This is a genomic window from Paenibacillus sp. JT22N1 (genome assembly GCF_059692155.1).
Map to the genome: position 1 here is coordinate 18520 of NZ_JCAUAW010000014.1, position 19541 is coordinate 38060.

25 protein-coding genes are annotated in these 19541 nt (G+C 44.5%); 7 read left to right on the forward strand and 18 right to left on the reverse strand.

The genetic code is table 11. The annotated features are described in order from the left end of the window. Window positions 1–38: 38 nt before the first annotated feature. Window positions 39–617: a histidine phosphatase family protein gene (locus AC58UU_RS25130; RefSeq protein WP_497319757.1), complete on the reverse strand. Its 579-nt coding sequence runs from the start codon at window positions 615–617 to the stop codon at window positions 39–41. Between the two features lie 71 nt (window positions 618–688). On the opposite strand from AC58UU_RS25130, the gene AC58UU_RS25135 reads away from it, so the two are divergent. Further along, window positions 689–1117: a cupin domain-containing protein gene (locus AC58UU_RS25135; RefSeq protein WP_497319759.1), complete on the forward strand. Its 429-nt coding sequence runs from the start codon at window positions 689–691 to the stop codon at window positions 1115–1117. Window positions 1118–1142: 25 nt separating this feature from the next. On the opposite strand, the gene AC58UU_RS25140 is transcribed toward AC58UU_RS25135, so the two are convergent. Beyond that, on the reverse strand, window positions 1143–1472 hold the full coding sequence (locus AC58UU_RS25140) for a DHCW motif cupin fold protein (RefSeq protein ID WP_497319760.1): 330 nt from the start codon (window positions 1470–1472) through the stop codon (window positions 1143–1145). A 287-nt stretch (window positions 1473–1759) separates the two neighbouring features. Then, on the reverse strand, window positions 1760–2599 hold the full coding sequence (locus AC58UU_RS25145) for a helix-turn-helix transcriptional regulator (RefSeq protein ID WP_497319761.1): 840 nt from the start codon (window positions 2597–2599) through the stop codon (window positions 1760–1762). A 157-nt stretch (window positions 2600–2756) separates the two neighbouring features. Here AC58UU_RS25145 and AC58UU_RS25150 point away from each other — a divergent pair, with 157 nt between their 5' ends. Further along, a complete protein-coding gene (locus tag AC58UU_RS25150; RefSeq protein ID WP_497320073.1) occupies window positions 2757–4133 on the forward strand; it encodes an MFS transporter in 1377 nt (458 codons plus the stop codon). A gap of 182 nt (window positions 4134–4315) precedes the next feature. On the opposite strand, the gene AC58UU_RS25155 is transcribed toward AC58UU_RS25150, so the two are convergent. After that, window positions 4316–4504 (reverse strand): hypothetical protein, encoded by a 189-nt coding sequence (locus tag AC58UU_RS25155; protein ID WP_497319763.1) that lies wholly within the window; start codon window positions 4502–4504, stop codon window positions 4316–4318. 118 nt (window positions 4505–4622) lie between these two features. After that, entirely contained in the window at window positions 4623–5750 is a 1128-nt protein-coding gene (locus tag AC58UU_RS25160) for a low temperature requirement protein A (protein WP_497319765.1), read from the reverse strand. 199 nt (window positions 5751–5949) lie between these two features. Between AC58UU_RS25160 and AC58UU_RS25165 the strand changes: the two genes are divergently transcribed. Further along, a complete protein-coding gene (locus tag AC58UU_RS25165) occupies window positions 5950–6987 on the forward strand; it encodes a stalk domain-containing protein (protein WP_497319767.1) in 1038 nt (345 codons plus the stop codon). 69 nt (window positions 6988–7056) lie between these two features. On the opposite strand, the gene AC58UU_RS25170 is transcribed toward AC58UU_RS25165, so the two are convergent. From AC58UU_RS25170 to hrpB, 4 genes are all read right to left on the reverse strand, one after another. Beyond that, the gene (locus AC58UU_RS25170; RefSeq protein ID WP_497319768.1) at window positions 7057–7500 is read right to left on the reverse strand and encodes a hypothetical protein; all 444 of its coding nucleotides are present in this window, start codon (window positions 7498–7500) and stop codon (window positions 7057–7059) included. Between the two features lie 347 nt (window positions 7501–7847). Next, window positions 7848–8111, reverse strand: coding sequence for a hypothetical protein (locus tag AC58UU_RS25175; protein WP_307442341.1), 264 nt, complete (start codon window positions 8109–8111; stop codon window positions 7848–7850). Further along, window positions 8104–8823: a lipase family protein gene (locus AC58UU_RS25180; protein ID WP_497319770.1), complete on the reverse strand. Its 720-nt coding sequence runs from the start codon at window positions 8821–8823 to the stop codon at window positions 8104–8106. The genes AC58UU_RS25175 and AC58UU_RS25180 overlap by 8 nt, the downstream gene beginning before the upstream one ends. Window positions 8824–8856: 33 nt before the next feature. After that, window positions 8857–11343 (reverse strand): ATP-dependent helicase HrpB, encoded by a 2487-nt coding sequence (gene hrpB / locus AC58UU_RS25185; protein WP_497319772.1) that lies wholly within the window; start codon window positions 11341–11343, stop codon window positions 8857–8859. Between the two features lie 229 nt (window positions 11344–11572). Here hrpB and AC58UU_RS25190 point away from each other — a divergent pair, with 229 nt between their 5' ends. Next, the gene (locus AC58UU_RS25190; protein WP_497319773.1) at window positions 11573–11827 is read left to right on the forward strand and encodes a YpbS family protein; all 255 of its coding nucleotides are present in this window, start codon (window positions 11573–11575) and stop codon (window positions 11825–11827) included. Window positions 11828–12060: 233 nt separating this feature from the next. Here AC58UU_RS25190 and AC58UU_RS25195 read toward each other — a convergent pair whose 3' ends face one another. Genes AC58UU_RS25195 through AC58UU_RS25210 form a run of 4 tightly spaced genes read right to left on the reverse strand, consistent with a single transcriptional unit; the run spans window position 12061 to window position 14294 of the window. Then, a complete protein-coding gene (locus tag AC58UU_RS25195; protein ID WP_497319775.1) occupies window positions 12061–12699 on the reverse strand; it encodes an NUDIX hydrolase in 639 nt (212 codons plus the stop codon). A 39-nt stretch (window positions 12700–12738) separates the two neighbouring features. After that, complete coding sequence (locus AC58UU_RS25200) at window positions 12739–12996, reverse strand: DUF2164 family protein (RefSeq protein WP_497319777.1); 258 nt, start codon at window positions 12994–12996, stop codon at window positions 12739–12741. 9 nt (window positions 12997–13005) lie between these two features. Continuing rightward, the gene (locus tag AC58UU_RS25205; protein ID WP_497319779.1) at window positions 13006–13314 is read right to left on the reverse strand and encodes a Dabb family protein; all 309 of its coding nucleotides are present in this window, start codon (window positions 13312–13314) and stop codon (window positions 13006–13008) included. Window positions 13315–13352: 38 nt separating this feature from the next. After that, window positions 13353–14294 (reverse strand): hypothetical protein, encoded by a 942-nt coding sequence (locus AC58UU_RS25210; RefSeq protein WP_497319781.1) that lies wholly within the window; start codon window positions 14292–14294, stop codon window positions 13353–13355. Window positions 14295–14446: 152 nt separating this feature from the next. Between AC58UU_RS25210 and AC58UU_RS25215 the strand changes: the two genes are divergently transcribed. The 3 genes from AC58UU_RS25215 (at window position 14447) to AC58UU_RS25225 (ending at window position 16184) form a co-directional block, all read left to right on the forward strand. Continuing rightward, on the forward strand, window positions 14447–14623 hold the full coding sequence (locus AC58UU_RS25215) for a hypothetical protein (protein ID WP_156411053.1): 177 nt from the start codon (window positions 14447–14449) through the stop codon (window positions 14621–14623). Window positions 14624–14767: 144 nt separating this feature from the next. Continuing rightward, complete coding sequence (locus AC58UU_RS25220) at window positions 14768–15757, forward strand: YpdA family putative bacillithiol disulfide reductase (protein WP_497319783.1); 990 nt, start codon at window positions 14768–14770, stop codon at window positions 15755–15757. 124 nt (window positions 15758–15881) lie between these two features. Then, window positions 15882–16184 carry a hypothetical protein gene (locus AC58UU_RS25225; protein ID WP_235550974.1) on the forward strand — a complete coding sequence of 101 codons (303 nt, stop codon included), beginning with the start codon at window positions 15882–15884 and terminating at the stop codon, window positions 16182–16184. A 64-nt stretch (window positions 16185–16248) separates the two neighbouring features. Here the strand turns inward: AC58UU_RS25225 and AC58UU_RS25230 are convergent, their stop codons facing one another. The 5 genes from AC58UU_RS25230 to AC58UU_RS25250 form a co-directional block, all read right to left on the reverse strand. Beyond that, a complete protein-coding gene (locus AC58UU_RS25230) occupies window positions 16249–16803 on the reverse strand; it encodes a DNA-3-methyladenine glycosylase I (RefSeq protein ID WP_497319786.1) in 555 nt (184 codons plus the stop codon). 84 nt (window positions 16804–16887) lie between these two features. Continuing rightward, window positions 16888–17694: a TatD family hydrolase gene (locus AC58UU_RS25235; protein ID WP_497319788.1), complete on the reverse strand. Its 807-nt coding sequence runs from the start codon at window positions 17692–17694 to the stop codon at window positions 16888–16890. Then, window positions 17678–18454: an ABC transporter ATP-binding protein gene (locus tag AC58UU_RS25240; RefSeq protein ID WP_497319790.1), complete on the reverse strand. Its 777-nt coding sequence runs from the start codon at window positions 18452–18454 to the stop codon at window positions 17678–17680. The genes AC58UU_RS25235 and AC58UU_RS25240 overlap by 17 nt, the downstream gene beginning before the upstream one ends. A gap of 18 nt (window positions 18455–18472) precedes the next feature. Then, window positions 18473–19240: an ABC transporter permease gene (locus tag AC58UU_RS25245; RefSeq protein WP_497319792.1), complete on the reverse strand. Its 768-nt coding sequence runs from the start codon at window positions 19238–19240 to the stop codon at window positions 18473–18475. Beyond that, on the reverse strand, window positions 19240–19530 hold the full coding sequence (locus AC58UU_RS25250) for a thiamine-binding protein (RefSeq protein ID WP_497319794.1): 291 nt from the start codon (window positions 19528–19530) through the stop codon (window positions 19240–19242). Before AC58UU_RS25250 ends, AC58UU_RS25245 begins: the two co-directional genes overlap by 1 nt. Between the last annotated feature and the right edge of the window lie 11 nt (window positions 19531–19541).

The following is a 19541-nucleotide window of genomic DNA, read 5'->3' on the forward strand; positions in this document are numbered from 1 at the left end:
GTTTAAAAAATCAACTACTTGTTGATGACCAGATGGTTTCATTGATTCCACAACCTCTCAACTAGGTTTAATTCATGTTCTTCAAATTCTAGTCTATAAATATCAGGTTTAGTGGTCTGTTTCCAAAATTCGAATCCGTAATTAGAATTAAAATAATTCAAAATGATCGTCATTATATTCCCGTGTGTGCCAATAGCAATTTTTTTGCCTTTAAAGTCAGACAATAATTTCTTAATTAGAGGTATAGCCCGTTCTTGTGCCTGTCTTGTTGTTTCTCCTTCGGGCAGGCAAAAATCAATATCGACAAAAGATTGTTCGATTCCAATTAATAATTCCTCTTCGGATACTGCGTAATTCAAGCTAGCGATAGGTCTCTCGATAAGCTCTATGTATGGAATAATTTCTTTCTTTAATTGCTCTGCCAACGGACTAACCGTTTCTAATGCTCGAAAATATGAACTAGAAACAATAACATCAATGTCTTCGTTACTTAACAACTCAGCCACTCTCTTAGCGTCTAATTTTCCTTGTTCAGAAAGACTAGTGCCTCCTGATCTTTCATGTTCAATTGAAAATGGGGCTATCCCATGCCGAATAAAATAAATATAGGATTTCATTCATTCTCCTTTCACTTGCAACTTTTCACCATAAATCTAATATTTTGAATCATAAGGAGGTGCATAACGAAGTGGATAAAAAGAGTACTTGTCGACTTATCCGTTCGTCTCGAACTTATCATGGAAAACAAGGGCTTGATTATGCCGAAGCCATATCAAAGGAAAGCGTTGATGCTCAAGGGATCTGCATGCATTTATTGACTATTCCACCAGGAAAAAGAGCGAAGGCTCACCTTCATCAAGATCATGAGACAGCCATTTATATGCTTCAAGGAAAATCCGCAATGTGGTATGGTGAGCAGCTTGAACTGCATATGGAATTGGATGCGGGGGACTTTCTTTACATCCCAGCAGGGATGCCCCATCTCCCATATAATCCGAGTGAAACTGAGTCCTGCACGGCTCTAATTGCCCGTACTGATCCTAAAGAACAGGAGAGTGTCCTCCTACTGCCCGAGCTCGATGCTGTTTGGCAAAAAAAACAGTTAAAAGCAGATTAGCGTAATAGAGGCTGCAAATAAGTTGTTAATCTACAATAAATAATTTTGCTCCAGTTTTCGTATAAGATCTATGTGGGTTTGCATCATCAGCCACTTGATAACTGACTCCTGGCGTGAGTTTAAATTCTCTTCCATCTGAAAGCTCGGTATACAATTCACCTTCTAGTACTAACAGAACGTGCCCCCTATTACACCAATGGTCAGCTATATAACCAGGCGTATATTCGACCATTCGCACCCTTATGTTCCCCATTTCAAATGTACGCCAAAAAGCATTACCTTCAATTCCAGGATGTTGAGTAGCTCTTATTTCACTCCAGTCAATTGTACAAAATGGAACATCCGTTATTTTCATAAAATGGTCCCCCCTATCATAATTTGGTTTTCATATGAGTCCATATATTAAAAATAAGGTTGAACACGACTTGTGTCCAGCCTTATTTCCATTTTTTTGAATAAACATTATTTATCACTTACTGTGTTACGGTTGTTCGAGAAAAATAAAGTTTTAGACTGAAAAATAAAGTCTTAGACACAGAAAATAAAGTATTAGACTGGATTATTCATGAAGCTTAGGGCCAGTCAAGTATCATAAGAAAGAATCAGCCCGACCTTTTGATCGGGCTGATTCTCTTTTTACAATCACTCTAATAGAAACATGCTCAGCTTAGAGATCGTATCGTCATCGTTTGACGGTATATTGATCGTGACTGTAAGGTGGGGAGCATCAGATACAAGAAATGAAATTTGATCGAATACGATCAGTCCGGCCGTTGGATGATAATTGATTTTCTTTCCTTCAGGGCCGTTCAGAACATCGTGCTCTGGCCACCATGTCCTGAATTCTTCGCTTGCCCGATTCAATTCATCGATGAGCTCCATCCACCAAGGATCACCCGCGAACTTCCCGTAGTTGGCGCGAAACTGAGCTAACCGGTGTCGCGCATGAGTTTCCCATGTTTCCTGGAGCAGCTGCCGGACATACGGGGAAGTGAACGTCCGCCAGACGGAGTTACGCTCGCGCGTCGACATAACCTCATAATTCCCGTAAATCATGCTTGCAACCTTGTTCCATGCAACAACATTCAGACGCTGATCAGTAACGATGGCCGGACTCGTCCCCTGAAGATCAAGGAAGCTCTGCAATCTCGAGCTAATAACGCTTTCGACTGGTGCCAGATCGGCAGGTAGTTGCTGGAGGGCCAGCAGAAATAAATGTTTGCGCTCATTCGAATCAAGTTGGAGAGCCCGCACAATACTCTCCAGCACTTGAGTGGATACCTGAATGTTTCGCGCTTGCTCCAGCCACGTATACCAGTCCACACTGATGCCCGAGAGCAACGCTACTTCCCCGCGCCGAAGTCCTGGCGTCCGCCGCCGACCTTTATTAGGCAAGCCGGCCTGCTCGGGTGAAATACGGGCACGCCGCGTCTGCAAAAACTGAGCCAGCTCATGTAATCGTTCATTGGCTGATTGTTCCATTATTTCACACCTGCCCCCCTTGTCGAATTGTCATCATAGGAGAATAACTCCTATGATAAACAATCATCTCGTTCTAGTATACGATCTATTTTACACTAATGAAGGAAATGGTGAATAATTCAATCTTGTAATGAAAGGGGAATAAATTTTGGAAAAAGTGATGCAAATACAGTCCAACAGTACCAGTAAGCTGGTAAAAGCGCTACTGCTTCTAGGACTTTCTCTAGGATACTTTATGGTACTCCTAGATATGACAGTGGTAAGTGTCGCATTACCTGCCATTCGTTCTGATTTGGGCGGAGGGATAGCTGGCCTTCAATGGGTGGTCAACGCCTACACGATCGTTTTCGCGGGCTTGCTGCTGTCGATGGGTGCGATTGCCGACAAGTTGGGGGCCAAACGAGTCTATATCGGCGGTCTGGCGCTATTTCTCGCCGCATCAGCCATTTCAGCAGCTGTTCCGTCTCTTGGTGTACTTATCGGATTGCGCGCAATACTCGGTGTGGGAGGTGCAGCCCTGTTGCCAGCCTCACTCACTCTCTTTGCCCATACTTTCCCTGAACCGGCCCAACGTGCTCGGGCTCTCGGCATATGGGCAGCGGTTACGGGAATAGCGATGGCCGCAGGGCCTGTCATAGGTGGACTCTTGGTCGACTCACTCGGTTGGCGCAGCATTTTTCTTCTCAATGTGCCGCTTGCTGTCATTAGTTTGATCATGACTTCGCAGTTCGTCAACGAAACAAACCGTAATCCGCAGCAAAGCTTTGACCTAGCAGGCCAGGTCTCGGCCATTGCCGCCATTGTCGCATTGTCCTTCGCTCTCATGGAAGGCGAATCATACGGATGGAACTCCCCAGTTATTTTAGGGGCATTTAGTCTGGCACTGCTATGCGCCATCGTATTCTTGATGGCGGAAGCGAAAGGCAAGACACCGCTGCTTCCGCTGCAGCTATTCAGAAATTCCACCGTTTCGGCGGGAATGATTGCCGGGATGGCAATTAACATCGGCATGTCGGGGATTCTGTTTATACTGCCATTATTCTTTCAACAGTTTCGCGGATTATCGGCCCATATGGCAGGACTCGCGCTCCTTCCGATGATGATTCCAATGGCCTTCAATCCGATTTTTACCGGTCGAATCGTGGGTCGAATCGGAGCAAGAATACCGATGACGATCGGGTTTAGCCTTGGGGCTCTAGGTACACTGCTGCAAATATGGGTGGATGTGAATACGAGTTATGCACTTACCCTGATTGGTTTGCTCCTGATCGGTTCCGGAGTGTCCTTTACGATTCCATCGTTGATGGCAGCCGTTATCTCTTCTGTCCCTAAGGAACAGACCGGCGCTGCTTCAGGAGCGCTGAATTCAAGCCGACAGCTTGGCGCGACGCTGGGGGTTGCCGTCCTCGGCTCGATTCTAAGTGGCAGTGAATCTTTTATTGCCGGAATGCATATGTCGCTAGTTGTTACAACCGCTATTTTGTTCGGTGGCAGCTTACTCTCGTTCGCGTTTATTGGCCGCACAAAGGGATAAAAAAGGCTTCTAGGTTGGAGGTGATACAAACCGAATTGATAAAGCTATAAAAAAACCAGTCTAAAACATTATTTTCGTGTTTTGACTGGTTTTTATTTATCAGGATTAAATAGTCTAAAACTTATTTTTACGACTTTAACCCATAAAAAACGCGTCAAATCAACATCGCCAGTCTAGTACTTTCACTGAACAACGGTAATAACCATGGCGGTTAATCCCCTACTATTTATAGAAGCGTCTGTTATACCGTTAGCTGAACCTGTAATTGTAAACGAGTATTTATAGGTGCCTGGACCCGGATTATCCACCCAAGTTAGAGAAGTCGTTACAGCTGCTTGCGGAAAAAAGGGCTGATCCTGATTTTGGATCATTAAAGCATGATCCGTTGTTACTATATCCCCTAGATTTCTGGATATGGAGCTATCCACCGAATAATTTTGAACGACGATAAAATTAACATTCGTAAATGCATCTAATTCGTCTAAAAGTTCAAGTCGTTAATTTAGCATATACACCAAAGAATAACATCACTTCTCCAATAATCATGTAATTTGGCAAAATAAAAAACAAATCCACCGTGAAAAAAATCCCAAGTAACCCTACTAATAACACTAAATGATATATACCGAGTCTTTGATGTGCGTGTCGATATTTATGGAAAACTAACGTGGTTGAGAAAAAGTAGAGCAGTACAGATCCAAAAATGAAACTTAGCATAAATGAATAATTTAATTGTTTCAAAAATAACAATTGGATCGAAGCTGCAATCATACACATGGATAAATAAATGAATAAATGGCCATAAATGATGGTTTGCCCGGCAGTTTCTAATGTCTTATTCACTTTCTTTTCAACATTATCAAAATATTGCCACCATATAGCAATAATCAATAAAAAAGTGATTGACGCAAATGCAATAGATTGCCACGTCCAGTCGCTAGACTGCAAGACTGCAAGTATACTGATTACGGATTCTCCAAGAAGAATGAGTGTAAATAACGAGAAACGTTCTAATAAATGATGAGTATTTATAGGGCTTTTCACCAAGTAGTGTCGACCGATTAATGGAAGTAAAATGTCTACAGTAATTCCCGCATACAAAACTGCATAACGAATCCATGAGTCGAAAAAAAGTGAGCAAGAAGATATCACCAATCCAATCCAAAAACGGCTGCCTAAATATCGGGCAGTGATCTTTCTATGTGCTTCTTCTTTTTTATGTACCGAAAGATATTGGATGGCTGTCATCGCTCTTAAACCAACGTAGCCTATTAAGAAAGGAACATAGTATTGGTCAAAATTAACCGATAGACTGGCCGTCATGATTAGTACAAAGAATAATTGTAAAATCAGGAATATTCGGTGAGATAAGATATCTCGTCCAAAGCGGTTTACAAAGAGGGATTGCCCAACCCAAGCCCACCAAATCGGAATAAAAATGAGAACAAATTTGGCTAAGTATTCAATTGGAATTGATCCATTTTCGACATGCAGCAAGACATGACTCGCCTTTGAAACTGCCGCTACAAAAAGCAGATCATAGAAAAGTTCAAGCCAGGTAACTTTCTTCTCAGCAAATGCTGTGATTTGTTGAGATCCCGATGTGTGTTTATTCATCATTCTGCTCCTTTGGTTTGGATGTGATTTAATAAAATGCTATCCACATTTTAGCATAAAGGCTTATCAAATTATTAAACTTTCTGGTGTTTCAATGTTTTTCACGCTATTAGGATTCCCACAAATTGGAAAGCAACTAACACCCACGTAGATGCGTCTATATATATTATCAAAGAAAACTTAGTAAGGGTGTATAAAAATGAAGATTAAAACAAGCTTCCTTAAAGGCACAGCGTTTACGCTGCTGTCCGTGATGTTACTTCAGGCAACATCAGCACAAGCCGCTGAGAATCCGTCGCCTTCTGTATTTCTGGATGGGCATCCGATGTCCTTTCAAACTCCTCCCGTTATCGAAAACGGCTATAGCCTCGTCCCGATGCGTGCCATTTTTGAGGCTGAGGGTGCAAAAATTTCTTGGGATGAGAATACAAGAACAGTAACTGCCATTAAAGATGGCATTGTCCTTACATACCGAATCGGAGAAACAGCTGCTTATAAAAACCAAGAACGGCTGGAGATACCTGTGCCAGGCAAAATTATCGACGGGTATACTATGGTTCCAGTACGATTTATTAGCGAAACGCTAGGCAACCTAGTGAAATGGCATGAATATTCCCGCTCCATTACCATTTCATCAGCTCGTGACTATGAAACTACTATCGAATACGGCGTCAACCTGCGCGACTCTCCAGCTAAAGATACAGATACCAGCGTCCTCCGTGTGCTTCCGAAAAGCGAGAGAATCCACGTAATCCGAGAAATCGACGCAAATTGGTTGGAGGTACAGACCAAAGACAATACAATTGGCTTCATCTCGAGCTTACCGATGTATACCGATTACACGAGCCCCGCGTTGGCCGAGAAAAAAGCGGATGAGTTGCTCACTTTCGGGTCTAAATTCCTGGGAACTCCTTACGAGTTCGGTGCCGCTTCCGGCCAAACCAATACGTTCGATTGCTCTTCTTTCGTCCGACATGTTTTTAAAGAAGTGCTGTCCATCGATCTGCCACGAGTCTCTTACGACCAAGCCCAAGAAGGAAAAGAAATCGGAATTGACAAAATACGCAAAGGTGATCTGCTGTTCTTCAGCGCTCGTGGGCTCGATATCGGCCACGTAGGCATCTATGCGGGAGATGGAAAAATCCTTCAAACCTATTCGAAGGAGCTCGGCGTTCACATCGCAGACTTCGATGAAAAATGGAAAAAGCGTTTTGTCACGGCCAGGAGATTATTCTAAATGAGGGTGAGTCATGTTGCAAATGCAGCATGACTCTTATTTTTAACGTGGGGTCAAGTCCTTGGACTATTATTCATTAGGCTTTTTGTTATTTCTTCTTAAAAAAGAAAGATGAAGGCGTAGCAAGATAATTCCAATTATATACACTCCAGCAGAATACCAAATCGACCAGTTGTTATAGGTCAAATAATCGACGCGTATAGTTATCCATTCAAAGATTAAGGAAAATAGCGTAGATCCAATTAAATAAGCGAAAAACTTGAATCTACCTATTGGCATAAAGTTTAAGATTATAATCCCAACCGCCCCTGGAAAAACAGTTTGAATCACAACGCCTTGCCATTGTATGCCAGGACCAAGTTGATCATAAAGATGAAATACAAGGTCTAACAACTGATCAGTGGTACGAGTAACAAACACCATGAATAACCAAGTACAGTACATTTCTTGGCGAGTCAGTCGCTTAGGCATAAACCAGACAATAAGATTGGCTAAGATTGATACTATTATCATGAACAGCAAAAGTCAGCACCTCATCTCAACGTACCACGGTTCTCTCAATGAATTACAGTATGGTCAGAGAACTTAATGTTAATTCTTGTTAATTCAGATAAAACCCTAATCCTTGAGTGAAATAATCCATTCATCGCCAGGAACTAGTAACGAAAATAAGCCTAATTAGTTCAGCTAACTCTGAACTAATTAGGCTTATTTTTCCCGGAAATCTTCTGGTATTTGTGTTACTTAGGTTCAGAGAACAATCGAGCCTGTTGATCATAGCTCATCTTGAGCGTTGCCTTCACCTCAGGATCCATCGGCGTTTTCTACTATCGAAACGATCGTTATGTAAGCTAAATGTCTTACTTCACAATGGTTTTTTGAGCTGCATCCACGAGCATATCAAACCACTCGTCGTCTTCCAGCAAGTCTTCAACAGCTTCAATATCCTCTTCTTTTCCTGATTCCTGTAAAAAGTGAAGGGCGTAGCTCCAGTCATCTTTACCACGTTTGCTTTGTAGGGTTATTTCGTACGGATGCTCGTGGCCTTCCACCTTGAATTGAACTTGCCCGAGGTAGCCTTCTTCTTTGCTGTGTTCCATGCTCGCTTTTAGAATTTCAATCATGTTCATCATCCTTTTCTATTCGTTGTAACCAAGTCCAAATCGTGTTCATCGTCGTTTGCAGGTTCGTTGCTTCATTCCATATATAGGGATTGTGATCTCTGAAATAATCGGCATGTCCACCTATTAACGGTAAAGTTTGTCGATGAGAAGGAGCATGTTTCATGCCATTCCAACTGCGCAATCCCAAGCGCGTTCTCATCCAGCCACCCCATGTGCCCAGTCTAGGTACTGGATCATTGGAATTATCCAACTGATTAGCAGCATCTAGATAAAGAACACGGCTCTTTAACGATGGAGGAATCGCACATTTCGGCGATCCAATTTGGACCACACCAAGGATGGAAACCCCCTCTTTCATAAGGGCATCGGCCGCCAGAATAGAAGCCACAGCCCCTGCACTATGCCCAATTAGCAGCAGTTGCTGTCTAGGGACAAGGTTGTCGGTGATCAACTTCAATAAGCTTTTGCCACCATAATGAGACCTTTTCCGATGTGCATTGTTCCATAGATCACTGGTAATTTCTCGGAGCTGCACTTGCTTTCGCCGCGTCCAATCGCCATATGGATAATGAATAACGACTTGGACACGTGAACCTGCTTGTTCAAAACGAGAAGCTAGTTCCGCGGCGAAAACATCTAGGAAATAAGGTGCTGTGGCAAAACCAGCAGATACATAAATGACGAATTCCTCCGGTTCGGAGTGGATTGTCATGGCTTGCTCAGTTCCCTTCTCGTGCAAATTAGGTTAGGAACGCGGTTTAGCTCGATTTGTCGGCATCGCCGCCATCGGATCGTCCGGCCAGTAATGCTTGGGGTATCTGCCTTTGAGATCTTTTTTGACTTCGAAATAAGCATCCCGCCAGAAGCTCGCCAAATCCTTCGTCACCTGAACAGGACGTTGAGCAGGCGATAATAAGTGTAAGGTCACGGGCACCCTACCTTTTGCGATCCGTGGGGTATCAGCTAAACCAAACATTTCTTGCAAACGAACCGATAAAGCAGGCGACTCACTGATGCTATAATCAACGGGAATTCGGGAACCGCTGGGTACCTGAATGTGCGTTGGCGCCCATTCTTCTAACCATCGACGCTGCTCCCATGTTAGCATTTCTTCTAATATGCTTGTCAAGTTAAGACGCCCTAAAGCCCCCTTGCTTTTCAAACCGTAAAGATGGAGCCCCAGCCATTCCTCTAAAGAAGCAAGCAAACTGGCGTCCCCCATATCTGGCCATTCTACATCAAATCGATGCAAAAACATAACACGCTGTTGAAGCTGCCTCGCACTCCGTGTCCAAGGCAGCAGCTCCAAAGATTCTGCCTGAATTCCGGATATCAAAGCTTGCAGCACCAAGTCTGGGTTTGGATCCTGCAATGGGTTTTCTTTGAGGATAATGGCACCTAACCGAAGGCGTTGTCTTGCTTTAACGGAACCCGTTGCCTGTTCCCATACCACTTCTTGCTCTTTCAGCAAGCGGTCCTCAAAGACTTCAAACAGCTCTTCCTCCTGAATGGGGGCTGCCAAATAAATACGGCTCTCCGCTCCGTTATCGTCCAGCTCGGCAGCGACGAGATAACGCTCGTTTGAGAGCGGCTGCAGCTCGGGCAGCACAGCGCCACGCCCACTGCTGAGCAAGAACCGACCTGTCGACCGCCGCTGCGCGACGCGGTCGGGATAAGCGAATGCGAGCAGCAATCCGCTCGCATTCGCTTTATTCCCGCTCGGCCGTATGCCGAGCTGCTGCATGAGGACTTTGGCTTCCGCCGCGATGCGGCGGCATAAGCCAAAGTCAACGTCTGCGCGCTGCTCGCCCTGCGCAGCGCGCCAGAGCACTTCGATGCGGGTACGAATATCCGCATCTCGGCCCTCAGCAGCGCGCATGAAATCGCGCTCGCTTAGCATTATAGCGAGCTCGCACGCCAACGCGCCGAGCTCAAGCGGTATGGCTTGCAGCACCATGTGCGCAAGCCGCGGGTGCAGCGGGAGCGACGCTAGGCGTTTGCCGTGCGCGCTCAAGCCCCCGTCCTCGTGCAGCGCGCCCAGCTGCACGAGCAGTTCCCGCGCCTGCTGATACGCAGCAGCAGGCGGCGGGTCTAGCCAGACCAGCGAAGCTGGGTCTGGCACGCCCCAGGCGGCCAGCTCCAGCGCAAGCGGCGCCAGATCCGCTTCGCGGATCTCTGGCGTGCTGCTCAGCGGGAGCTGCCGCTGCTCGGTCTCGGTCCACAGGCGGTAACACACGCCTGGACCGAGCCGACCGGCACGGCCTCTGCGCTGATCCGCAGAGGCTACAGACACAGGCACCGTCGTAAGACGGGTCATGCCGGTGCGTGGTGAGAAGCGGGGCACGCGCATGAGCCCGCTGTCGATAACGACCGTGACGCCTTCGACGGTCAAGCTTGTCTCGGCAATCGAAGTGGCCAGCACAACCTTCCGGTGCCCTGGCGAACATACTGCCAGCGCTTGGTCCTGCGCCTCTTGGGAGAGATTACCATAAAGAGGTGCGATCTCTATCTCTTTTCCTAATTTAAGCGCAGCAAGGTTATTAGCTACACGATGAATTTCAGCTGCTCCCGGGAGAAAAACGAGCAAGCTGCCTTCATTCATTTGCAGGGCGCGTTGGATGCTTGTTACTACCACCTGTTCTATTCTGCTCGTCATTTTCGCATCCAGATAATGAGTTACAACTGGATAAGTTCGCCCTTCACTTTGAATAATAGGTGCATGATCGAGCATGGCTGAAACCGTGTTGGCCTCAATCGTAGCCGACATAATAAGAATTCGCAGATCCTCACGAAGCAAGGTTTGTGATTGCCTGCTCAGCGCTAACCCCAAATCAGCATGTAAGCTTCGCTCATGAAATTCATCAAAAATAACAGCCCCCACCCCTTCCAGGGCAGGATCTGATTGAAGCATGCGCGTAAGAACACCTTCCGTTATCACTTCAATTCTTGTGTTCGGTCCAACCCTCGAGTCATTTTTCACCCGATAACCAATGGTCTGCCCGACTTCTTCACCACGAAGCTTCGACATATAGCGAGCAGCTGCACGAGCTGCCAGTCTTCTTGGCTCAAGCATGAGTATCTTTTGGTTTTGCAGCCAAGCCTCTTGCAGAATAGCAAGCGGTACTTGTGTTGTTTTGCCCGCACCAGGCTGAGCGACCAATATTGTGCATGGATTTGTTCGTAAGGCTTCTTTCAATTGAGGAAGCACGGTTTCAATCGGTAACGAGTTCATTAGTTTTCACTCCGAGGCTTCTGTCAGTCTTGTTATCGCTTGTTCCATGCGTTTCGTGCGGGTTTCCGTCATTTCAAGTCTGGACTCATTCAATTAACGACATTAATTATTAATGCGGTGAAGTTTATAATGTCGATTATTGTTCGTATTTCTCCTTGCAAAAACTGTTCCTCATCAATTCAATCGTGTATACTAGATTAGAAACTGGTCACTAAAGGAGAACTTTAAGATGAATGTACATGAAGCGATATCCAAACATTCGAATGCACAGCACCTACATCTCGTTAGGTTTGCAGAGCTAGATGCACAGCGTGAGCAAGCTATTGACGCTGCTGTTGATCTGTGTAGAAGCGGGCTCACTTTTAACGTTGATGCGATCAACGCCGTAACAGCCCAAATCATCGCCCATGCCAAAGAAGGTATTTCTCCGCTCCGTTCTTATGTAACTGAAGACATGGTGCGTGATTACGTAAACAAAGGTTAAGGAGATAAGTATCCGATGGGTGTTCTAACTTTTATTTCAATGCTAATTATGGGATCGTCATTTAGTGCCGGATTCTTGCTTTTGTTTAAGCGGAAGACAGCTCTTGGTATTGTCTGTATCGGACTCTCCATTGTCTGTTATATCGCATATGCTTACATAGCGAACAAGTATTTCGTCTAAAAAATGATATGTACGCAATGAGAACCGATTGGGTCACCCGATACGGTTCTTTTTCATTCAGACCATTCATTTTCCCTTAATGTACGAAACACAAGATCAAAATAAGCAACTGGATGCGGTACCAAATGATCTATGGTTAGAAGCAGATTTGTTTGATCTAACTCGCCTTCGATCCCCATTTTATAACCACTTGCCATTATTTCATTTGCTTCTTGATGAACTAAACGCTCAAGATCTACGACACTTACTGCGAACAGACCACTTACCTCATCTGGCTGTAGGATATAACGATTCAGCGGTTGGTCGCAGCGATATATAAACACATGACAAAACTCACGATCAATCAGTTGATCTGAAATTAGATCTTCTTCAGCAAACACCCCGCAAGGGGTTAAATCACTGAAATCGACCTTCAACCCAAGCTCTTCCTCTAGCTCCCTCACACCGTCTTCCGTGGTTTCTCCCGCTGTGAGATGCCCAGCGCAAGAAATGTCCAACAAGTTCGGAAACAGATCCTTTTCTGGATGTCTTAACTGAAGTAGGAGTTTAGGTTCCTTCCCTTCTAGGCTAACGATCCAGCACTGAAATGTGCGATGCCAAAGCCCTTTCGCATGCACTTCTGAGCGTCGAGCCACCCCAAGCCTATTCATCTTTTCATCATAGATATCAAACAGCTCTTCGGACTTGTTCAAATTACTCTTGTTCTCCCCTCAGAACCCTCTATGTACCTGCTACCTGCGTATTATTTTTTTCGTCATTTTCATGGCATAGAGGTCTTCTTCCAATGAACTCATTCTTTCCATCAATGTTTTGCCAGCATCTTCTATGGCTTGGTTATAAATAGGTGCAGCCAATTGTTGAAGCATATAATCGATTAATTGTTCCGTGGCCAAACGTCCTAATTCAATATTATGGTCCAACTCCAGATGGCTTTGCAAATCCTCAATCAACAATTCCTTCTCTTCTTTCGCTAATTTCAATGGTTTCATACGAGCACCTCACTTAAAAATCATCAAATCGATTTCTTGAAACCGACTTACTTCTTTTACCCAACGCTCCGAAACATAATGGGTATGTACCGGATGAACATTGTAAGCTTCATAAGCCGCTCTATCTGCAAAAACCATTGAAAATCCGTAATCATAATCTGTCTTTGTGCTAACTTGACGAAACACTTCGAATTGCTCCACCCCAGGTATTGCCGCCAGCTCCTGAGCACTGCTTTTGAGAAATTGTTCGGCTTCCAGCGTATTTTTACCTGCGTGTAAATTAAAGACAACCATATGTTTGATACTTGCCTGATTCATAAGTCTCTCTTCTCCTTTTTTCTCCATCTTTCTATCCATTATAGCGGATTTTGTATCAACGAACTATATAACCTCTTTACTTCTTCCAAGCCCGTCTCTACCTTGCTTAAAGCTTGCTTTAACTCATTACACAGTCGATTCACTTCCATCGATTTATCTTCTACTTGTTTTGAAGTTTCGTGAATCTTACCTTGAACCAACCAGTCGGTTAATAATCCGTCAAAGAAGTAATCTGAGAATTTAAGAAATCCGGTAATATGGCTATCCATAGATAACGTTATATGGACATCCTTTAGTTCCTTCTCAAAACGGCTTAATCTACTCTGAGCAGCGTGTACATGATCCATGGCTTCATCAATTTTTCCGTGTTTGATATGCGTTGACAGCATGCCCCCGCCGAGCATATCATAAGTGCCCCAATTCCGTGCAGAACGAAGTGAGTCAGCTGCTAATTGCAAATATTTCAGGACTGATTTTCCTGCACTTACCGCTTCTTTAAGCTCTTTGATTTGTAATTGAAATTCCGCTATCCGTTCAGAGAGCTCCCGCAGCTGTCCGCTCTTCCCAGAGTCATTAGCATGAATATAGGATTCAATTCGGAGAGTCAGACCTTCCACTTCTATGTCCCAAAATCGCACGGAATGGAGCTTATTCCGCAGCTCTTGTATCTCTTGCTCGAGATGCTCCCTTCGACGAACAGCTTCATTATATCTAAATTTCAATTCCAGCAGTTCTTGTTCCTCAACAGCCAGTTTCTCTGCTTTCTTGTTCATTAAATCATACAGAAAGCTGGTAAAGCTGTGAGTCTTCAATTTTTCTACATCTCTTTTTTCTTTGATGAGCTGTTCTTCCCAAATGACAATATGATCTTTTGAGTTACTCCATTCTCTTTCTAAATCCGCTAACCGGGCCGACCAAACTGCTTGCAAGCGGCCATTTTCTTTGGCTGCTGCCAATCTTTGCACAAGCTCTTGAATCATATTCCACCATCCCTTACACAATTCATCTACTCTACTAGACGACGCCCAGCTTTCTTTGGTTTCATCAACTTTCCTTTTTATGGAGAATAAAAACAACCACAAGTGTACACGTTAAAGCTGAACGTTAAACTGCCCTTGAAAGGATGAACGACATGGAAAACGAGAAGCATAGAGGCAAATACAAAGGCACAACGAATATGAATGCGAAAAATCAAGATATGGCTTTCGTTAACGACACATTAGAAAATGCACCCGACACGACACCTGTCAACATTGCCGAGGACGACATTAGCGAAGGTAACGAAGAACGACAATTAAATCAGAAATAAGGAGTCATTCTTCCATTTAGAGCAGTCTGCTATTTCCTAAGGTTAGGTATAGCCGTCTGCTCTTTTTTACTTTACGCAACTTGGCATCTCCTTCAGCTTGCGATACTATGGAATGAGTATTTAGTCTTTGGGGAGGTTGTCACATTGGAACAAGTCATCGTTATTGGTGCGGGTCCTTGCGGTTTGTCAGCCGCTATTGCCTTACAACGCGAAGGCCTTTCACCTTTACTTATAGAAAAAAGCTGCATCGTTAATGCCATTTATTTATATCCAACCTATTTACAATTTTTCAGCACGCCAGAGCTGTTGGAAATTGGCGGTTATCCGTTCACAACACCTCATGAAAAACCTTATCGCCAAGAAGCTTTGGTCTACTACAGAGAGGTTGCGCGAAGAGAACGGCTGCGAATTCATTCCTATGAGGAAGTTGTTTCTATCGAACGATTAGAGACGGGATTTAAAGTCCATACAGAGGACCAATTCGGGAAAAAGGCGGCATATAACACGCGCAATGTCATCATAGCTACTGGTTACTTTGATCATCCTAATCTGCTTGGTATTCCCGGTGAAGAACTGCCAAAGACAACGCATTATTATAAAGAAGCACATCCTTATGCAGGGGCAAAAGTAGCTGTTATTGGCGGAAACAACTCCGCGGTCGATGCTGCCATGGATTTGCTCAGAGTTGGCGCTGAAGTTACGGTGGTTTACCGCGGCAAGGACTTCTCAGCCAACATTAAACCGTGGGTTCGTCCGATTTTTGAAAGTATGGTGAATAAAGGTCGTATTCGCATGTGGTTCGATTCCCAAGTGGAACGTATTGATGAACATACCATTACAGTTCGAAAAGCAACCGAACACATCACTTTAGACAATGACTTCGTACTTGCCCTAACCGGATTTCGACCGGATCGTGGGCTACTGACCTCCATCGGTGTGCAATTTCACGAAGAAACCAACGCTCCACTTGTTCAACCTGACACAATGGAAACGAACATCCCTGGTTTATATGTTGCTGGTGTTGTCGCTTCCTCTAAATATGATGCGAACGAAATTTTCATTGAAACAGGCCGTATGCATGGTCTGGCAATCACGAAGCATATCGTTTCCAGAACGAACCTCCAATCCATTTGATTGGAGGTTTTTTTTCATATGAAAATATTTCCCATTTTTCATAGATTCCTCTTCCATTACGAACACTTGTTTGCTATAATGTAAATAAGAACAAATGTTCCAATTAGATGAGGAGGTAGTTAACATGATGAACACCAGTCACAATTTCCGTTTTATCGAGAGAGATTATTGGTACCACAAGGCATTGTGTGACACTGACCATCTTCTTCCCGGACAGATTGACGCCATGCTTGACGAAGCACACACCCACTACGCCGATTATACGTTCAAGTTTTATGACGATGGTTCGGTGACAATCATAGATAACGACACAAATAATCGCATTAAACCTCGCGAACTAACAGGAGCTGTTTATGACTTTTATATTCGCAAGAGAATCTATTTAATTAAAACAAACTTGATGGAGAAACAACTCCAATACGCCTGATTGAAGCACAAAAAGGCCATCTGATTTGGACGATCGTCCTATCAGATGGCCTTTTCTCTACACTTTATTTATATCGAAAACAGGTTTGATTGTGATCGTTCACCATACCAACCGCTTGCATATAAGCATAACAAATCGTCGAACCTACAAACTTGAAACCACGCTTCTTTAAGTCTTTACTCATGGCATCGGAGATTTCTGATGTAGCAGGCACTTGACTCATATCCGTCCATTGATTGTTGATCGGCTTCCCACCAACGAACCCCCAGATATAGGAATCAAACGTACCAAACTCTTGCTGTACCTTAAGAAAGGCTTTCGCATTCTGAACAACAGACGCTATTTTCAAGCGATTGCGTACGATCCCTGTATTCTCAAGAAGTTCATTAAGCTTCTTATCGTCATAGTTGACAATAAGCTGCGGATCAAACCCATCGAACGCTTCCCGATAGCTCTCTCGCTTCTTCAGAATCGTATACCAGCTCAGTCCCGCTTGTGCGCCTTCCAGATTAAGCATCTCGAACAAATGCCGGTCATCATGGACAGGAACCCCCCATTCATGATCATGGTAATCGATATATAACGGATCTTCATTAACCCAACCGCATCTAATAGTCATTTAAACACTCACCTTATCTAGAAATAGAACATGCGTTCTGTGTTATTATAAAACCTATACGAATAGATGTCCAGTTAGATTTAATTAGAATAAGTAAGGTGAAGGAATGCCATAGAATTGTTTGGTATTATTCAATAGCGTAAGTGCCGCTTCTTCCACTGGCAGTCCTTTTAGAAGAGCTATCTGTTCAATGACAGCATGGATCATGCGCGGATGCGTCTGTTGCCCCTCAAAGGGGCCTTCGAATGGCCATGGGCCATCCGTTTCGACCATCAACAGGTTAATCGGATAGCTACGAACAAGTGTACGAATTTCTTCTTCATAGAGAACATCAGGTGTTATAGAGATGAAGTAGCCAGCTTGAATCATACGCTCTACCGTTGAATGAGACCCTTTGAACCAGTGAAAATGCGCCTTCTTAACACCATGCTTCTCAAGCAGGTCACACACAACGTCTGCATCCTCGTAAACAGCGTGCAAAACAACTGGTTTATCCAAATCTGCTGCCAGCTTTAAGAAGCTCTCAAGCAGTGCAATATAAGGAGCTAATTCAAAGACAAACCCTGCCGATTCAGCTTCTTGCCTCATATAATAAGGCAAACCAATTTCACCAACAGCGATCATCCTAGACGAATGCTCACGAATCCATATGATTAAACCATTCAACTGATCTTCCGTAGGCAGATCTTGTTCAGGGTGATAGCCATATGCTGCAAAAACTTGCTCTGGGGCTAGCATTAATAGCTGCTCAGTTGCCTTACAGGAGTCCAGGTGTCTCGACACTGCTATCAGTGCCTCAATGTGGCACTCTGCTAATTCCATTAACAGAGTCTGTGCAGCAGTTTCTGTGTACATATCGAGATGAATATGAGCATCAATGGCTTTTATCATACGTAATCTCCTGACGCAAAAGCCCTTGTATATGCTGCCGGAGCTCTTGAAATTTCGATTCAAGCATGACGGACTCTTGACGCGGCCTTGCAAACGGAATAACCAACTCTTCTATGATTTTGGCAGGTTTGTTAGACAGTACATAGATACGATCTGATAGAAACAGTGCTTCTTCAATGCTATGCGTAACAAATAGAATGGAGCGTTTATTTTGTTCCCATATATTAAGCAGCCACGCCTGCATGTCTTGCCGGGTAAGTGCGTCTAAGGAGCCGAACGGCTCGTCCAGACACATGAGTTCCTGCGGACTGAGCAAAGCTCTTAGAAAAGAGACACGCTGCTGCATCCCTCCTGAAAGTACATGCGGAAGTTCTTGCTCATAGCCGCCTAGTCCAACCTTGGGCAGCCACTCTCTTGCTTTGGCTAGCGCATCTGTTCGCGTTTCTCCTGCAACTTCCTGAGCAAGTGCTACGTTGGACTCAATAGAACGCCAAGGGAACAAGGCAGGCTGCTGCGGCATGTAAGAGATTAGGCCCTTAGAGCCTGTCACATTCACGCCGTCCAACCAAACTTCCCCTGACGAAGGCTTTACTAGCCCGCCAATAATATGAAAAAGGGTGCTCTTTCCGCTGCCAGAAGGACCGATAAGTGAAACGAACTCCCCCTCTTTAACATGTAAAGAAATATCCGCAAGCACGGATACGCGCTGTTTTTTACCAAGGAACGTTTGATGAATGCCTCTAAGTTCTAATTTACTCATGAACTCATCCCACCTTTCTTAAGATGACCGTTTCGCGTTCCATCGGATGACGAGCTTCTCAAGCCCTGCGATGAGCCAGAAGAAGAGTAAGCTGAGCGTGACAATCATCAGAATAGCGACAAATTCGCGGTCAGCGCGGAACGCCGATTTTTGCAAAATCATATAATAGCCGAGTCCAACGCCTCCACCAAGCCATTCGGCAATCACAGCCCCCATCACACTATATGTAGCCGATATTTTGAGTCCTGTGAAGAGAAATGGCAAAGCATGCGGCAGCTCTAGTTTATAAAAGATTTGCCGTTTGCTGGCGCCGATCATCTGCATATAGTTGTACATACTGCGGTCCGTTTGCATGAAGCCATCCAAGGTAGACATCGTCACAGGAAAAAAGCAAACAAGTGAGATTAATAGAATTTTAGGTAAAATGCCAAAACCAAATAAAATGATGAGCAGCGGCCCCAGCGCAATGGTCGGGACATTTTGAGATAAAATAAGGAGCGGGTAAAAACCAGCCTTTAATGCAGGCACCCGATGTAAGCAGCTAGCAACAATCACGCCGCCTGTTACACCAACACTAAACCCAATCAACATCAAACGCAGTGTGGCAAATGTGTGCATCCATACTCTGGGCATATCCGTAGTGCCGTCTTTCCATATTTTGAGCGGACTAGGCAGCAGCCAGCTTGCTGTACCTCCCCAAGTCACAGCAAGCTGCCATAAAAGCAGCAGAAGGATGACCACAACAATTGGTGGCCACCCCGCTTTGAACCAGCGCTGCTGTTTCATTATCTGTATTTCTCCGTCAGCTTGTCCATAGAAGCACCCGACGGGTTGAAGTATATTTTCACCTGCGAAATAACGTTAGGGCTGCCCATCTCAATCATCGCGGCATTCATGTCTTGAATGATCGCCAGAAGTTGGTCGAGCTCCCCTTCCATCGTCGTTTCCAGCGGTGATACAAAATAATTCACACCAGACTTGGCAATGACTTCAATAGCACGATCTACATAGGGGATGACATCTTCATTGTTTTTCGTTTTCGGAATGATTTGAATACTGACAAGTGCGTTAGCCACTATAAGTGCCT

Excerpts from the sequence above, each read along its gene's own strand:
- AC58UU_RS25130 (WP_497319757.1), bottom strand. The coding sequence starts at position 617 with ATGAAATCCTATATTTATTTTATTCGGCATGGGATAGCCCCATTTTCA.
- AC58UU_RS25140 (WP_497319760.1), bottom strand. The coding sequence starts at position 1,472 with ATGAAAATAACGGATGTTCCATTTTGTACAATTGACTGGAGTGAAATA.
- AC58UU_RS25145 (WP_497319761.1), bottom strand. The coding sequence starts at position 2,599 with ATGGAACAATCAGCCAATGAACGATTACATGAGCTGGCTCAGTTTTTG.
- AC58UU_RS25155 (WP_497319763.1), bottom strand. The coding sequence starts at position 4,504 with ATGATCCAAAATCAGGATCAGCCCTTTTTTCCGCAAGCAGCTGTAACG.
- AC58UU_RS25160 (WP_497319765.1), bottom strand. The coding sequence starts at position 5,750 with ATGAATAAACACACATCGGGATCTCAACAAATCACAGCATTTGCTGAG.
- AC58UU_RS25165 (WP_497319767.1), top strand. The coding sequence starts at position 5,950 with ATGAAGATTAAAACAAGCTTCCTTAAAGGCACAGCGTTTACGCTGCTG.
- AC58UU_RS25170 (WP_497319768.1), bottom strand. The coding sequence starts at position 7,500 with ATGATAATAGTATCAATCTTAGCCAATCTTATTGTCTGGTTTATGCCT.
- AC58UU_RS25175 (WP_307442341.1), bottom strand. The coding sequence starts at position 8,111 with ATGATTGAAATTCTAAAAGCGAGCATGGAACACAGCAAAGAAGAAGGC.
- AC58UU_RS25180 (WP_497319770.1), bottom strand. The coding sequence starts at position 8,823 with ATGACAATCCACTCCGAACCGGAGGAATTCGTCATTTATGTATCTGCT.
- hrpB (WP_497319772.1), bottom strand. The coding sequence starts at position 11,343 with ATGAACTCGTTACCGATTGAAACCGTGCTTCCTCAATTGAAAGAAGCC.
- AC58UU_RS25190 (WP_497319773.1), top strand. The coding sequence starts at position 11,573 with ATGAATGTACATGAAGCGATATCCAAACATTCGAATGCACAGCACCTA.
- AC58UU_RS25200 (WP_497319777.1), bottom strand. The coding sequence starts at position 12,996 with ATGAAACCATTGAAATTAGCGAAAGAAGAGAAGGAATTGTTGATTGAG.
- AC58UU_RS25205 (WP_497319779.1), bottom strand. The coding sequence starts at position 13,314 with ATGAATCAGGCAAGTATCAAACATATGGTTGTCTTTAATTTACACGCA.
- AC58UU_RS25210 (WP_497319781.1), bottom strand. The coding sequence starts at position 14,294 with ATGATTCAAGAGCTTGTGCAAAGATTGGCAGCAGCCAAAGAAAATGGC.
- AC58UU_RS25215 (WP_156411053.1), top strand. The coding sequence starts at position 14,447 with ATGGAAAACGAGAAGCATAGAGGCAAATACAAAGGCACAACGAATATG.
- AC58UU_RS25225 (WP_235550974.1), top strand. The coding sequence starts at position 15,882 with ATGATGAACACCAGTCACAATTTCCGTTTTATCGAGAGAGATTATTGG.
- AC58UU_RS25230 (WP_497319786.1), bottom strand. The coding sequence starts at position 16,803 with ATGACTATTAGATGCGGTTGGGTTAATGAAGATCCGTTATATATCGAT.
- AC58UU_RS25235 (WP_497319788.1), bottom strand. The coding sequence starts at position 17,694 with ATGATAAAAGCCATTGATGCTCATATTCATCTCGATATGTACACAGAA.
- AC58UU_RS25240 (WP_497319790.1), bottom strand. The coding sequence starts at position 18,454 with ATGAGTAAATTAGAACTTAGAGGCATTCATCAAACGTTCCTTGGTAAA.
- AC58UU_RS25245 (WP_497319792.1), bottom strand. The coding sequence starts at position 19,240 with ATGAAACAGCAGCGCTGGTTCAAAGCGGGGTGGCCACCAATTGTTGTG.